The following is a 14,122-nucleotide window of genomic DNA, read 5'->3' on the forward strand; positions in this document are numbered from 1 at the left end:
CAACCCTGGTACGTATCGTCCTTGTACGGCGTAAAAATTCACACGCGTCAACGGAGCCGAGTGGGCCATTGGCGGCCTACCACGTCAACATGCACATCGCCTTTCAGTAATATTTAGACAAAAATCTAGCAGCAGGGATTGTAACCAGTGGAATCACCTTTATTCCCTAAGATAAGTGGCTAAAACCAAGTCATTGGAAATGCTTGCTGCTGTGTGATCTGCAACGCAGCTTTCTCCAGGTGCAGTAGGAATTTTTTGCGTGGCTGTCCCCCGCCATATCCGGTGAGCGCACCATTTGTTGCTATGACACGGTGACAGGGAATCACGATGGACAATCGGTTATGTCCATTGGCATTGCCCACGGCTTGGCTTGCACCGGGTTTGCCTATGTTTGCGGCGATGGCACCGTAGGTTGAAGTCGCTCCATAGTCGATTTTCAAAAGCTCTGCCCAGATGAGCTGGTCAAAAGAACTGCCAGGCATGTGCAGTGGCACCGAGAAATGTTTCAGCTTTCCATCAAAGTACAGTTTCAACTGCGCTTCGATCTGCTCAATGTGGGGATGCTCGCCAGGGGCAATCGAATACCCATACCGCTGGCGCAGTTCATTCAGTTCTGCGGTGAGTGCCGGGCGGTCGAGAAACTCAAGCAGCACCAGGCCTCGCTCCTCTGCCATGGCGATCATCGGGCCCAGAGGCGTAGTCAGGTGACGGTAAAGCAGAAGCGATGTCTGGGTGGCTTTGCCAGGTGGCATCTGAAAGGTTTTTTTGAATGCATCTCTGAAACCACTCAGCGACTCGTAGCCTGAATCAAACGCTGTGTCATCCAGGGTCGATCCCACAGCGATACGACCTAATGCCATGCCCAGCCGACGAGAACGAAGCCAGGCATGAAACGTCATGCCGAAATTCTGTTTGAACCACCTGCGCAGGCGCAGGGGCTCGATACCCTGCTCGATCAACTGCGCGTCGCTCCAGCGAGCGTCAGGGGTCGCAGAGACAGTGGCCAGCAGGCCTCTGACCCAATCTGGCGCCGATGCGGCCAGATCCAGGGGCTTGCATCGCAAGCATGGACGATAGCCAGCGGCCATGGCTTCGTTCGCCTGCGAGAAAAACTCGACGTTTTCCGGTTTTGGCTTGCGTGCGCCACACGTCGGGCGACAAAAGATGCCTGTGGTTTTGACTGCGGTAAAAAATACACCTTCATACGCGCTGTCACTGCCAAGCATCGCCCTGACCATCTCGGGCCTTGGTGGCAGAGAGTTATTGTAAGCGTTCATAGACCTTCAGCCTTGGCCTGCATGAGGCATGCAAATCGCCCCTTCAACGCGGCAGGCAAAGGCCGATACCGCTCTGGGTCGGTGGTTAATACTGGTTCGATGTATTCGACGCACTGATCTTAGGCTGACAACTCCAGCGTCTCCACCGACAAATCGACAGTGATCTAACGCCTGCGGTCGACAGGCAGGATGGCTGAGCTTGGCCAATTCCTTGCGCAGTGCCTTGATTTCGGAGGCATCGAAATCAGATTCGCGACTGCGCCTCTATTTACTTACATCGAAAGACTGTTCTTATAGTCCTAGTAGCCACTTCCGACAGCAGCTTCCGAAAAACTTTGCAGTCACGAAAAAGAACGAGCCCATTTCCACAATAACCGTTATGTATTCAGGGGTGCTGGGCAAGACGCCCATGCCACGCCCTTCTTTAAGCGAATGCGGGTGGCCTTAGCGCACATTGCTGCGCCTCGGGCTGCAGAGCCGAGCCATCTAGAAGTTATTGCCTTGCGCACGAGTTAGCAACGAGTCGCCAAAAGAAACCAGCAGCCCTTCATGAGTCTGAATGCACGGCACGAACAGAGGTTGAAACCTCACAGGTAACGCAGCGCATCCATCCGATCATGCAGGACACGAATGATCGCGATCCCGTACTCGGTGATGCGAAAGTAAACCATGTGCCGCTCAACGCGGCTGCAACGATAGCCAACCCGAATGCGGTCACAGGCTTGGGCGGTCTTGGGCGACTGCACCAACGCAGCAAAAGTGGCGGTCAGGAGGTCGATGTAGCGATGGGCTTGCTCCACGTTCCACTGTTGAACGGTATAGGCCCAGATCACCTCCAGGTCGCGCTCGGCGGCCGGTGCAAGACGGTACTCAGCCACGCTTGGCCAACATCCGCTGCTTGAAGGCGTCAGCATCGAAGGCGCGCGGTTCGCCGCTGGTTTCACCGGCTATCAACGCCGAACGGATCGCCTCCACTTCGGCGCTGCGCTCCTGCTCACGCCGGATCAAGTCACGGATGTATTCACTATCATTGGTGTAGTGACCGGCATCGATCTGCGCCTTGATCCAGCCGTCCTGCTTGTCGGTGACAGTGATGGTTTTACGTACGGTTCCCATGATTTGGCCTCCAGTATCGTTATCAGCAGGGCAAAGGCCATCATACTATTGGTGCGAAATAACGCAAACGAGGTGTTAGCTGAACACGCATCCGAGCCAGATCCCTTGGCTGAGTATCCGCACTGGACGACCGGACCTAAGCAGACTCGGCTGACACAGGAAGCGGCGCAATCGTAGCATTCGCACAGGCATCCCATTGCCACCAACCAGATGGGTAGTTGGCATTGTAGTGAGCAACTTTGACCACCTTTCGCGCCAGATACTCCGCCGTGTTCATACCGAACACCTCCATCGGATAGTCGCTGGCCATGTCCAGCAGCCAAAAATCCGGGAACACCGCATCAAAGCGAAGTGGCTTGTAGAAGCTGCGTTGGTTGTCGTAGAGCAACTTTTCCACCGTTGCCTCATGGCCGGAATCCAGGGGAATCAGGCGTTCACTAACCCGCATCAGCGCGACCTTGTTCACATCCGCATAGGGTTTGGTTCCGGCCCTTACGCTCACATGCACGATGGCATAGATCTGAGCCCCCGCCTGCCAGGCATTCAACTCGGCTGCGAAGCTCTTGGTTAACGCCGTCCTCGCCATATCGGCCAACCGACACCCCTATTTGCAACAACAGCCGGCAGGCGCGCTGAAGACGTGTTTGCCGGTACGTTCAAATACTAAAACCAGGTTTCCATTTGTATGCCGTACTGCCATACACCGCCGGCGTTGAAGTCCGTCTTGCCGAAGTTATCGGTGGAACTGTATCTGTCCAGGTCCGAAGACCAGTTCATGAGGCTTGCGAACACTCGCAATTCGGGACGTGTGAAAAGGTCTCCAACATCAAGTTTGAATGTCGGGGCGACCGTGAATTTCCAGAAGTCACCGTCGACCGCATTACGTTGTAGGTAGCCCTTGGGGTCGAGGTCCATGGTTTGCCAGCTCATTTCGTAGGCCATCTCGAAATTGCCGTTGATTTCATTGACCAATCGCACGTTCAGGGTCATCCAGCGGTAGTCGTCACCCTTGACGTATCTATCCTTGCTTTGTTCAGCCAACAAACTGGGGCCGATGCGCCAGCCCGACGCAAGGGGGGTCTCACCGTAAAGTGCAAGACGCAGAGCCCGGGCCTCGTCAATCAGTTCACCGTCCGAGCCAATGTTCTTGACCTCTGCCCCCAGACCTTGCCCATAGAGCAGCGCCGTTTTGAAGAAGCCTTCTCTGCCGAAAAAGTTTTTCTGATGATTGGCCAGCATGCTGTGCAAGCCGGATTCCGCAGGTGTCAAACCTGCTTTATTGGTGCGGGTACCGAAATCGTTTTTCTTTGCGCCGATGGCATTGAACATCCACTGCCACTGATCGTTATCGAAGAACTGGTTGGAGGTCAGGATGTAGCTTTCCACATCGGCGTTGACTCCGCCGTCACTGAAGTCCCCGTAGTCGCGCCCGATCAAGGAGTAATTCGAGCGCCAACTTTTGTTCATCTGCACATCGTAGATTCCACCCCCGGTGCCAGCCAGAAAAATGACGTCCGAGTCCAGCCAGTGGATATCGAAGTTATCTCGATCAAATCGCTTACCGGCCCACAAAGTAGCGTTCTCGAACACTGAATTACCCTTGAATGCAGCGAGATGATCAAGCTCTGCAAATACCTGACGCACGTTCAGACTACTTTCATCGGCCGTCCAGTCATTGGAGCTTTCTACGCCGTCAGCGATGGAAACCGTGAATTTGGAACGGGTGCCGTTTTGCGCATAGATTTCTTTCGACAAGTCTATGCGCATGTAGGTGTCGTCTTCGTTTCCGAGTCGGCCAACTGCCCCACCAACTGAACCGGCAGGTGTTGAATATGGGCCGCCACGGCCACCACCAAGTCCATCGTCAATCAGCAATCCTGAACGGGCGTAGCCCTTGAAACTGAACCCGTCAGTGAGGTGTCCGGTACTGCCTTGTTTCTCCATGCTTTGCTGACGGGCTTCGAGTTTTGCCAACCGGGTGTCCACAGTGGGCGCCGCAATGGCTGTCGCAGTGGACATCGCCGGCTGCAAGGTGGGTGTGGCGAGTTTTATCTGCTGCAACTCCCTGGCAAGTGCCTGGGTTTGTTGTTCGGCTGCGGTTGCACGCTTTTCCGCTGCGCTGGCACGGGCTTCAAACGCAGCCATGCGTTCTTCCAGAGTCGCGGCGTGGGTGGTTGCCGTCGTAGTGCCGAGCACGCCTGCGAGTAGCCAGCTTGATACTTTCTGCATGTGAATTTCCTAGATTATTTTTATTGTTTTTTGCTCTCGCGACGGTCACTTTTCGCGAGCTGTGAATTGTCACAGCTCACTAAAAGAGGATGCCTGATCGCAAATTTGATGCTACATTTGGCGATGTTAACGTTACCTTCTCTAAAAACAAAAATAAATGGTGTTCAATGAAACAGCTGAAATATCTCCTCCCCACCGCACTATTCACCCTCTGTGTCGGACTTCCATCCGTCTCGAACGCAGCCGATTTGACGATCTCGTGCGGCGCGGTGGGTGCGGAACTGCAACTCTGCAAAGAGGCTGTCGAGGCATGGTCGACACAGACCGGCCACAACGTCCAGGTGGTTTCCACGCCTAACTCGGCGACCGAAAGGTTGTCGTTCTACCAACAAATTCTCAGTGCGCAATCCACTGACATCGACATCATTCAAATCGATATGGTGTGGCCCGGTATGCTGGCCAAACATCTGATGAATCTGCACGAAGTGCTGCCTGCCAACGCGACCCAAGGCTACTTCCAGGCACAGGTGGATAACGCGACAGTCAATGGACGGCTGGTGACGATGCCGTGGTTCACCGACTCGGGCCTGCTGTATTACCGCAAGGACTTGCTAGAGAAATACAACAAGCAGGTTCCCCAGACCTGGGAGGAAATGACCGCTACCGCCAGGGATGTTCAACAGGCGGAACGCAACGCCGGTAACGCCAATGTGTGGGGTTACATCTTTCAGGGACGCGCTTACGAGGGGCTGACGTGCAATGCGCTGGAGTGGATCAGCAGCCAGCCGGAAGGCGGACTGGTCAATCCACGAGGAGATATCGTGGTCAACAGTCAAGCCTCAAGAACGGCTTTGGCCCTGGCGAAAAGCTGGGTAGGCGACATCTCCCCACGCGGCGTACTCAACTACACCGAGGAAGAAGGACGTGGCGTATTCCAGTCGGGAAATGCGTTGTTCATGCGTAACTGGCCTTATGTCTGGGCCCTGGTGCAGGGCCAGGACAGTATCGTAAAAGACAAGGTCGGGGTCGCTCCCCTACCCCGAGGCGGTATGACCGGCACCCATGCATCCACTCTCGGTGGCTGGGGCCTGGCGGTATCACGTTACAGCGCTCATCCAAAACTCGCGGCAGAGTTGGTGAGCTACCTGACCAGTGCTCAACAGCAAAAACATCGTGCCCTGATAGGCGCCTATAACCCGGTTATCGAGTCGCTGTATCAAGATCCCGAATTGCTCGCGGCAATGCCTTACTACAGTCAGCTCCACAGCATTCTCAACGACGGAGTCATGCGCCCCGCCTCAATAACCGCCGAGCGCTATCCACGGGTCTCCAATGCGTTCTTCGATCGCGTGCATGGCGTGCTGGCGGGCAAGTTGCCTGTCGATCAGGCGCTGGCCGAACTGGAAAGCGAACTCACGCGCATCAAACGCAAGAACTGGTAAGCCACAAGGAAGAAAATCACCATGTCTGCCTCTATTACCCATGCCTCTCATGATGAGCGCCTGCTCACCCGGGAAACGCCCATACAGCGTCGCCGAGTACACGCCGCCTGGCTGTTTCTGACACCCATGTTGCTGTGTCTGGCCCTGGTGGCGGCCTGGCCGCTGCTGCGGACATTCTGGTTCAGCCTGACCGACGCCAACCTGGCGGACACCGCTGACGGGTCCTTCGTGGGCTTGAGCAATTATCTGTTCCGCGACGGTTCCAACTGGTCGGGCATCCTGGTTGACCCACAATGGTGGAACGCTGTGCGCAACACGTTGCATTTCACCGTGGTGTCGGTGGGACTGGAAGTTGTCCTAGGGCTGCTGGTGGCGTTGCTGCTGAACATCAAGTTCACAGGCCGCTCCCTAGTGCGTGCGCTGATTCTGATTCCGTGGGCGATTCCTACCATTGTCTCGGCAAAGATCTGGTCATGGATGCTCAACGACCAGTTCGGCATCATCAATCATATGATGCTGAGCGTCGGCCTGATTGATGCCCCCCTGGCCTGGACAGCAGATGCGGATCTGTCGATGTGGGCTGTCATCATTGTCGACGTCTGGAAGACCGTACCTTTTGTCACGCTACTGATGCTGGCTGCCTTGCAGATGTTGCCGAGCGATTGTTACGAAGCTGCCAGGGTCGATGGTATTCATCCGCTGAAAGTGTTCTGGCGCGTCACGCTTCCACTGTTGATGCCAGCATTGTTGGTGGCGGCGATCTTCCGCATCCTCGATTCCCTGCGGGTATTCGACGTCATCTATGTGCTGACCTCAAACTCTTCTAGCACCATGAGCATGTCGGTCTATGCCCGCCAACACCTGGTGGAGTTCCAGGATGTTGGCTATGGCAGCGCAGCCTCGACTCTGCTGTTCCTGGTCGTTGCGGTAATCGCCATGCTTTATCTCTACCTCGGACGCCGTCAAATGGAGGTTCGATCATGAGCCTGCGCCTACTCAAAAAAGCGCTGTTGCGCTTCGGATTCTGGTGTCTGATCGGGGTTTTGTTGCTGTATGCGGTCTTCCCTTTCTATTACGCCATCGTGACTTCACTAAAGCCGTCCAGTGCCTTGTTCGAGGTGAGCTACTGGATCGAAAACCCCGACTTCTCCAATTACGCAGCAGTACTCCACCAAGCCTCATTCCTGCGGGCGATCGGTAACTCACTGGTGGTTGCGCTTAGCGTGGTGACGCTGGCGCTGTTTCTCAGTGTGACCGCCGCCTATGCCTTGGGAAGGGTGAAATTCCGAGGGCGTGGCACGGTATTGATGATGGTTCTCGGCGTGTCGATGTTTCCCCAGGTCGCTGTACTGTCGGGGCTGTTCGAAGTGATCCGCGCTCTGGGTCTGTACAACACGTCTTGGGCGTTGATCCTGAGCTACACGATTTTCACCCTGCCTTTCACCGTCTGGGTGCTGACCACGTTCATGGGCCAACTGCCACACGAACTGGAAGAAGCGGCAATCATGGATGGCGCTTCGCCCTGGGTCACGCTTACCCGGGTGCTGTTGCCGCTGCTATGGCCCGCACTGGTCACCACTGGTTTGTTGGCCTTTATCGCAGCGTGGAACGAGTTCCTGTTTGCCTTGACCTTCACCCTCACAGACACACAACGCACGGTGCCCGTCGCCATCGCCTTGATTTCCGGCGGTAGCCCTCATGAGCTGCCGTGGGGGGTGTTGATGGCCGCTTCGGTACTGGTCACCGTCCCACTGGTGATTCTGGTGCTGATCTTCCAACGCCGAATCGTTTCCGGTCTCACTACCGGCGCGTTAAAGGGTTGATGCCCAACAAATACAAGGAACAGCATCGTGATCAAATTGAAACTAGACAACGTGAACAAACAATTGGGCGGCGCACGGATTCTTCGCGACGTTAGCCTGGAGATTGCTGCGGGTGAATTCGTGGTATTCGTTGGCCCTTCGGGTTGCGGAAAGTCGACCTTGCTGCGCCTGATCGCCGGACTGGATTCGATATGCGGCGGCGACCTGCTAATCGATGGGCGACGGGTCAACGACCTGGAGCCGCGCGAGCGTGGCGTCGGCATGGTGTTTCAATCTTATGCGCTCTACCCACACATGAGCGTCTACGACAACATCAGCTTTGGTCTCAAACTGGCCAAGACTGAAAAGAGCAGCCTGCGCGAGCGCGTGCTGAAAACCGCGCGAATACTGCAGTTGGACAACCTGCTGCAGCGCAAGCCAAAGGAACTGTCCGGCGGGCAGCGTCAGCGTGTAGCGATGGGTAGAGCCATGGCGCGCGAACCGGACATTTTGTTGTTCGATGAGCCGCTCTCCAATCTGGATGCCTCCTTACGGGTGCAGATGCGCAACGAAATCGCCCGGCTGCATGGTCGACTTGGCTCGACCATGATCTACGTCACCCACGATCAAGTGGAAGCGATGACCCTGGCCGACAAAATTGTTGTGCTCAACGGCGGTCGCGTAGAGCAGGTCGGCTCACCGCGCGAACTCTATGAGCGTCCGGCAAGCCGCTTTGTCGCCGGTTTCCTCGGTTCGCCCAAAATGAACTTTCTCGCCGCACACCTGCATGCTCCGGGCGAAACCAGCCTGGTCGACACCCCCGTTTTGGGCATGACCTCCCTGCCCTTCGATAGCTCGAACCTGGCGGCGGGTGCGCTGCTGACCCTGGGGGTTCGCCCCGAGCATATTTCGCTCAAAGCGGCAGAGGCCCCCGCCGGAATCGTCGTGACCGGGGTCGAATACCTTGGCAGCGAAACGTATGTACACCTCGAAACAGGTCAGGACGAACCACTGATCTGTCGCTGTGAGGTCAGCGCCGGATGGCAGGCAGGCGATCGGGTCGAACTGCAACTGGACATCGACAACCTGCACCTGTTCGACGACGACGGCACGGCCTTGAAGCGAAACCCACACTCCGTTCAAAACCTGCCGAATGATGTCTCTCTGCACTCAGTCCGAGCACAGGCCCTATGACCATGTTGTCGAATAACACCAGCGATCCAATGCCTTCTTGCCTTGACCTTGCACAGAGTGCGCTGAGTGACGGCCTGTCTCGCGTCATCCAAAATTATCGGCCCGGTTATCATATCGCCCCCCCGGCAGGCTGGATGAACGACCCTAACGGGGTCGTGTACTTTCGTGGCGAATACCACGTTTTCTATCAACATCACCCTTTCGAAGCGAAATGGGGCCCTATGTATTGGGGGCACGCCAAGAGTGCCGATTTGGTTCATTGGCAGCACCTGCCCATTGCGCTGGCACCCGGCGATGACTTCGACCGTGACGGTTGTTTCTCCGGTAGTGCAGTGGTGTGTGGAGATACCTTGGCACTGGTCTACACCGGACACACCTGGCTGGGAGAAGTGGGTGACGAACGCTCAATCCGTCAAGTTCAGTGCCTGGCCACCAGCATTGACGGCATCCGATTCGTCAAGCATGGCGCAGTCATCGAGACCGCGCCGCACGCTACCATCATGCACTTTCGTGACCCCAAGGTATGGAAGGACAATGACTATTGGTACCTCATTGCCGGCGCACGTCTAGGCGATATGCCGCTGCTCCCGTTGTACCGTTCCACAGATCTGCACGTCTGGGAGTTTCTTGACTATGTGGCAGGTGGCAGCGAGGGCGATGGCTACATGTGGGAGTGCCCGGATCTGTTTCGGCTAAACGGACACGATGTGCTGCTGTACTCCCCTCAAGGTATGCAATCCGAAGGTTACGAACGGCTCAACAAGTATCAGACGGGTTACCGAGTGGGCCGACTCGACAACGAGTGGCACTTCACCGGCGGGCCTTTTATCGAGCTGGATAATGGCCACGACTTCTATGCAGCGCAAACGCTACTGGCCCCCGATGGTCGGCGCCTCATGTGGGCGTGGCTCGACATGTGGGAAAGCCCGATGCCAAGCCAGGCCCATCATTGGTGCGGCATGCTCGGTTTGCCACGCGAACTTGAACTTTGTGCAGATCGCCTTTGCGTGTTTCCGGCACGGGAGCTCACCGCTCTGCGCGAGACACCGTTGCCGAGTACACCCTGGTGGGATGAGTCGGGAACCCGGGGGGTGCCGGAAGTGAATGGCGATATGCTGGAAATCCATGTGCATCTGGATTTGCTCGACTGCACCGATGGGCACTTGGGAGTCGCCTTGCGCTGTAGCAACGATGGCCATGAACAGACCCTGCTCTACTACGATGCGGCGTTGCAGCGCCTGGTACTTGACCGCAGTCGCTCAGGTGCGCAGGTCACCGGTCAGCGCAGCGTGTCGATAGACCCGGCACAAGAGTTACTGGCACTGCGTGTGTTCCTCGATCGCTCGTCCATTGAGGTGTTCGACGAAAATGGGCGCTTCAGCCTCAGCAGTCGCCTCTACCCACAGCCCGGTAGTTTGGGTGTGAAGCTTCTTGCAAGCGGGAGTGGCGGGCGTGTCTCGATTCCCAAGGCATGGTCTCTCGCCTCTGGATGGTTATGAGCTGCGTCATTCAAGTCGCGAAAAGTGCGAGCCGTGTGTCATGATTCTGCGTCAATCTGACCGGTTTAACCTCGAATGACTTCAGTGAAAGACGTTGCACAGCTGGCCGGCGTTTCCCTGATGACGGTTTCTCGAGCGCTCAGCAATCCAGAAAAATTGAGCCCCGAAACCTATCAACGGGTGCGTCGTGCCATTGACGAATTACAATTCGTGCCGAGTATGTCGGCGCGAAAGATTCGCGGCGACAACCTCCAGAGTCGAACCATCGGTGTGTTCGCACTGGACACCGCTACAACACCGTTCGCCGTCGAGTTGCTGCTGTCCATCGAACAGACTGCGCAGCAAGCTGGCTGGAACGTCTTTATCCTCAATCTGCTAAGCAACTCGCCCACCGACCAGAATATCGACCTGATGCTATCGCACCGTCCCGACGGGCTGATCTTCAGCGCCATGGGGTTACGCCAGGTGTGCATTCCTGAGCGCTTGAAGAGTAAACCCCTGGTACTCGCCAATTGTCTGGCGGATGACAGTCACCTGGCCAGCTATGTGCCAGACGACGAAATGGGGCAGTATCGTGCAGTACACCACGCACTGAGCCAGGGCTATAGGCGCCCTCTGTCTATCAATCTACCAAAACAAAGTCTAGCCTGGGGCTTGCGACAAAAAGGCATGCAGCGCGCCTGTCAGGCATTCGGACTGGCGCCTGACTCGCTCCTGAAATACGACCTTTCTGATCATGACGCCTATGGTGAAACCGCAGCCATCCTCGACCGGCACATCATTGATGGTCGTCCCCAATTCGACATTCTGATCTGTGGCAACGACCGCATTGCCTTTTGTGCCTATCAGTTGTTGTTGGGCCGCGGCCTGAAAATTCCAGACGATGTCGCGGTGCTTGGCTACGACAACATGATCGGTATCGCTGAACTGTTCATCCCACCGCTGACAACGGTACAACTGCCGTACCACGAGATCGGTCGCAGGGCCGCCCGGCACCTGATCGAAGCCCTCGACGTTTCAGGAGCCCAGCCAGTTGATTGTCCATTGGTTGCCAGGACATCGCTATAAAGGACTAGTTAATTCGGGAAAGCCGCAATCAGTTATCCAGCTACCGGTAGCACGACAGAATCAGGTTTGACCAAGGTATCGTTAGCCGATGCACGACAGGCTCGCGGGCGTGTTCGGTCGCGCCAGCCAATCCTTGATTCCGTAACGCCACCAGCCCAGACCGGTCCAACCAAGGGCGATGCTGGGCGAAGGTCAAGGCCACCTGGATCTGCTCACTATTAGCGAGCCGCCCGTGAAAACCCCAACTGTGTCGCAAGATGGTGTGAATCTGACTCATCGGGTTTCGGCCAGCTAGAACCCCGGATCCAGCGATGGATTTGGGCTGAAGGCTGGACCTCCTTGCGCGACGCCCAAGAATGGGCACTGCCTGTACTAGTGAATGCCGACCAGGACGTCATCATCGCCGCCGCAACTGCAGCAGGAAAAACCGAGGCGGCGTTCCTTCCCATACTCACCAACTTGCTTAACCATGATGATCCGACTGGCGCAGTGAATCGCCCCGGATTCTCTAGACACCTTGCAAGCTCATTGCGTAACGCTTTTCAAACTCTACCGGTGACAGCTGATTGTTGAAACCATGGCGGCGTTTTACGTTGTAGAACATCTCGATGTAATCGAACACATCACTCCGAGCATCTTCCCGCGTGGTGTAGATTTTTCGCTTGATCCGTTCCCGTTTCTGTAGTGGTCTAATGAAACCGGACACCCATTTAGGCGAGAATGCTCGCCAGATCGAGGTGTCAGATGACCAAACAACGCCGTTCCTTTTCTGTTGAATTCAAACGCGAGGCTGCCGATCTCGTGCTCAAGCAAAACTACAGCTACATCGAAGCCAGCCGTTCACTCGGCATTGGTGAGTCGGCCCTGCGTCGCTGGGTTGACCAGGTTCAGAAAGAGCGCCAAGGCGTCACCCCTCAAAGCAAGGCGCTGACACCGGAACAACAAAAGATTCAGGAGCTGGAAGCCCGGATCGCCCGCCTTGAGCGGGAAAAATCGCTATTAAAAAAGGCTACCGCGCTCTTGATGTCGGAAGATCACGAGTGTACGCGCTGATCAATCAGTTGAGCGTCCATGAGCCAGTCGATTGGCTGTGCAAGGTGTTTGAAGTCACTCGTTCGTGCTACTACGCCCAGCGCCTTAGGCGCCGCACGCCTGATGTTGAATGGCTTCGGTTACGCAGCCGGGTGAGCGAATTGTTCACGCAAAGTCGCAGTGCTGCGGGCAGCCGCAGCATTCTGTCGCTGATGCGTGAAGACGGTGAGCAGCTCGGTCGATTCAAAGTGCGCAGCTTGATGCGCGAGCTTGATTTAGTCAGTAACCAACCCGGCTCACATGCCTACAAACGAGCGACAGTAGAAAGACTCGATATCCCGAATACCTTGAACCGTGAGTTTGATGTGCCAGCCCCGAATCAAGTCTGGTGCGGCGACATCACCTACATTTGGGCCCAAGGGAAATGGCATTACTTGGCGGTCGTACTGGATCTTTGCACGCGCCGGGTGGTGGGTGGTGGGCCTGCCGGACGGCAGCATCTGAAAGAGCCATGCTTCTAGCCTCCTGAAGGTGGAATTCAGGGCTAGATGTTCAGCAAATGACTCGTCGGACTCCTGCAACAATCCGATCTCGACGCCTGCCATTTTCATGGACTAGATTCTGGACTAAAAACGTCCGGATACCCGTGGCTTTCGATGGATGCTGGCGGAACGAAAAAAGACGCCTAAGCGTCTATTTTCAATGACTTACAGACTTCCATGGAACTCTGTAGATCGATAATTGGAGCGGGAAACGAGACTCGAACTCGCGACCCCGACCTTGGCAAGGTCGTGCTCTACCAACTGAGCTATTCCCGCGTCTTGGTGATGCGCATTCTATAGAATCCTCATCACTCGTCAACCCCTTGATTCAAAAAAGTTTTATTTCTTTTCAACGGTCGTCCGCAAATGAGGCCAGGCCGCACGCAGATACTGCAGCATGGACCACAAGGTCAGGCCTGCAGCTATAAGCAGCAAGGCGTAGCCCAGCAGTACCCAGAAGGTGAAATTCGCAGGGTTGCCCAGCAGGATTACCAGGGCGAGCATCTGTGCGGCGGTTTTCCATTTGCCCATGTTGGAGACGGCCACGTGGGCGCGGGCGCCAATTTCTGCCATCCACTCACGCAGGGCCGAGACAACGATCTCGCGACCGATGATCACGGCGGCCGGCAGTGTCAGCCAGAGGTTGGCGTGCTCTTGCACCAGCAATACCAAAGCCACGGCCACCATCAGCTTGTCGGCTACGGGGTCAAGGAACGCGCCAAACGGCGTGCTCTGCTCCAGGCGACGCGCCAGGTAACCATCCAGCCAGTCGGTCGCCGCCGCAAAGGCAAAGACGGAACTTGAGGCTATATAGCTCCATTCATAAGGCAGGTAAAACAGCAAAATGAAAATCGGGATGAGCAAGACACGTAAAACGGTGATCAGATTAGGGATATTCATCGGCACAACTGGCTACGAGGT

Annotated in this window: 12 protein-coding genes, 1 tRNA gene and 4 pseudogenes; 8 read left to right on the plus strand and 9 right to left on the minus strand. The window is 55.9% G+C overall.

Translation table 11 applies throughout. From position 1 onward, the window contains the following. Nucleotides 1-179: 179 nt before the first annotated feature. The 5 genes from OQ460_RS13370 to OQ460_RS13390 all read right to left on the minus strand — a co-directional run bounded on the left by OQ460_RS13370 (nt 180) and on the right by OQ460_RS13390 (nt 4,622). Complete coding sequence (locus OQ460_RS13370; RefSeq protein WP_410017954.1) at nt 180-1,277, minus strand: bifunctional transcriptional activator/DNA repair enzyme AdaA; 1,098 nt, start codon at nt 1,275-1,277, stop codon at nt 180-182. 587 nt (nt 1,278-1,864) lie between these two features. Continuing rightward, complete coding sequence (locus OQ460_RS13375; RefSeq protein ID WP_410017955.1) at nt 1,865-2,155, minus strand: type II toxin-antitoxin system RelE/ParE family toxin; 291 nt, start codon at nt 2,153-2,155, stop codon at nt 1,865-1,867. Further along, nucleotides 2,148-2,393 (minus strand): type II toxin-antitoxin system ParD family antitoxin, encoded by a 246-nt coding sequence (locus OQ460_RS13380; RefSeq protein WP_410017956.1) that lies wholly within the window; start codon nt 2,391-2,393, stop codon nt 2,148-2,150. The genes OQ460_RS13375 and OQ460_RS13380 overlap by 8 nt, the downstream gene beginning before the upstream one ends. A 136-nt stretch (nt 2,394-2,529) precedes the next feature. Then, a complete protein-coding gene (locus tag OQ460_RS13385) occupies nt 2,530-2,979 on the minus strand; it encodes a DUF1173 family protein (protein ID WP_410022002.1) in 450 nt (149 codons plus the stop codon). A 77-nt stretch (nt 2,980-3,056) separates the two neighbouring features. Further along, nucleotides 3,057-4,622 (minus strand): carbohydrate porin, encoded by a 1,566-nt coding sequence (locus tag OQ460_RS13390; protein WP_410017957.1) that lies wholly within the window; start codon nt 4,620-4,622, stop codon nt 3,057-3,059. Between the two features lie 167 nt (nt 4,623-4,789). On the opposite strand from OQ460_RS13390, the gene OQ460_RS13395 reads away from it, so the two are divergent. The 6 genes from OQ460_RS13395 to OQ460_RS13420 all read left to right on the plus strand — a co-directional run bounded on the left by OQ460_RS13395 (nt 4,790) and on the right by OQ460_RS13420 (nt 11,627). Next, a complete protein-coding gene (locus tag OQ460_RS13395) occupies nt 4,790-6,064 on the plus strand; it encodes an ABC transporter substrate-binding protein (protein WP_410017958.1) in 1,275 nt (424 codons plus the stop codon). A 21-nt stretch (nt 6,065-6,085) separates the two neighbouring features. Next, nucleotides 6,086-7,048 (plus strand): carbohydrate ABC transporter permease, encoded by a 963-nt coding sequence (locus OQ460_RS13400; protein ID WP_410017959.1) that lies wholly within the window; start codon nt 6,086-6,088, stop codon nt 7,046-7,048. Then, the gene (locus OQ460_RS13405; RefSeq protein WP_410017960.1) at nt 7,045-7,887 is read left to right on the plus strand and encodes a carbohydrate ABC transporter permease; all 843 of its coding nucleotides are present in this window, start codon (nt 7,045-7,047) and stop codon (nt 7,885-7,887) included. Before OQ460_RS13400 ends, OQ460_RS13405 begins: the two co-directional genes overlap by 4 nt. Nucleotides 7,888-7,914: 27 nt before the next feature. Continuing rightward, nucleotides 7,915-9,060: an ABC transporter ATP-binding protein gene (locus OQ460_RS13410; protein WP_410017961.1), complete on the plus strand. Its 1,146-nt coding sequence runs from the start codon at nt 7,915-7,917 to the stop codon at nt 9,058-9,060. A 29-nt stretch (nt 9,061-9,089) separates the two neighbouring features. Then, nucleotides 9,090-10,559, plus strand: coding sequence for a glycoside hydrolase family 32 protein (locus OQ460_RS13415; RefSeq protein WP_410022003.1), 1,470 nt, complete (start codon nt 9,090-9,092; stop codon nt 10,557-10,559). Nucleotides 10,560-10,634: 75 nt separating this feature from the next. Beyond that, on the plus strand, nt 10,635-11,627 hold the full coding sequence (locus OQ460_RS13420; RefSeq protein WP_410017962.1) for a LacI family DNA-binding transcriptional regulator: 993 nt from the start codon (nt 10,635-10,637) through the stop codon (nt 11,625-11,627). A gap of 93 nt (nt 11,628-11,720) precedes the next feature. Here OQ460_RS13420 and OQ460_RS13425 read toward each other — a convergent pair. Next, nucleotides 11,721-11,895, minus strand: a pseudogene (locus OQ460_RS13425) (sugar phosphate isomerase/epimerase); the annotation flags it as partial. Nucleotides 11,896-11,930: 35 nt separating this feature from the next. On the opposite strand from OQ460_RS13425, the pseudogene OQ460_RS13430 reads away from it, so the two are divergent. Then, nucleotides 11,931-12,119: pseudogene (locus OQ460_RS13430) on the plus strand (DEAD/DEAH box helicase); the annotation flags it as partial. Between the two features lie 16 nt (nt 12,120-12,135). Here OQ460_RS13430 and OQ460_RS13435 read toward each other — a convergent pair. Next, a pseudogene (locus OQ460_RS13435) lies at nt 12,136-12,312 on the minus strand (IS3 family transposase); the annotation flags it as partial. Between the two features lie 59 nt (nt 12,313-12,371). On the opposite strand from OQ460_RS13435, the pseudogene OQ460_RS13440 reads away from it, so the two are divergent. Then, nucleotides 12,372-13,135 (plus strand): annotated as a pseudogene (locus OQ460_RS13440) (IS3 family transposase); the annotation flags it as partial. Nucleotides 13,136-13,401: 266 nt separating this feature from the next. On the opposite strand, the gene OQ460_RS13445 reads toward OQ460_RS13440, so the two are convergent. Continuing rightward, a tRNA-Gly gene (locus OQ460_RS13445) sits at nt 13,402-13,477 on the minus strand. 63 nt (nt 13,478-13,540) lie between these two features. Further along, on the minus strand, nt 13,541-14,101 hold the full coding sequence (pgsA, locus tag OQ460_RS13450) for a CDP-diacylglycerol--glycerol-3-phosphate 3-phosphatidyltransferase (protein ID WP_410017963.1): 561 nt from the start codon (nt 14,099-14,101) through the stop codon (nt 13,541-13,543). Between the last annotated feature and the right edge of the window lie 21 nt (nt 14,102-14,122).

The organism is Pseudomonas imrae, from assembly GCF_046352735.2.
GTDB lineage: Bacteria > Pseudomonadota > Gammaproteobacteria > Pseudomonadales > Pseudomonadaceae > Aquipseudomonas > Aquipseudomonas imrae.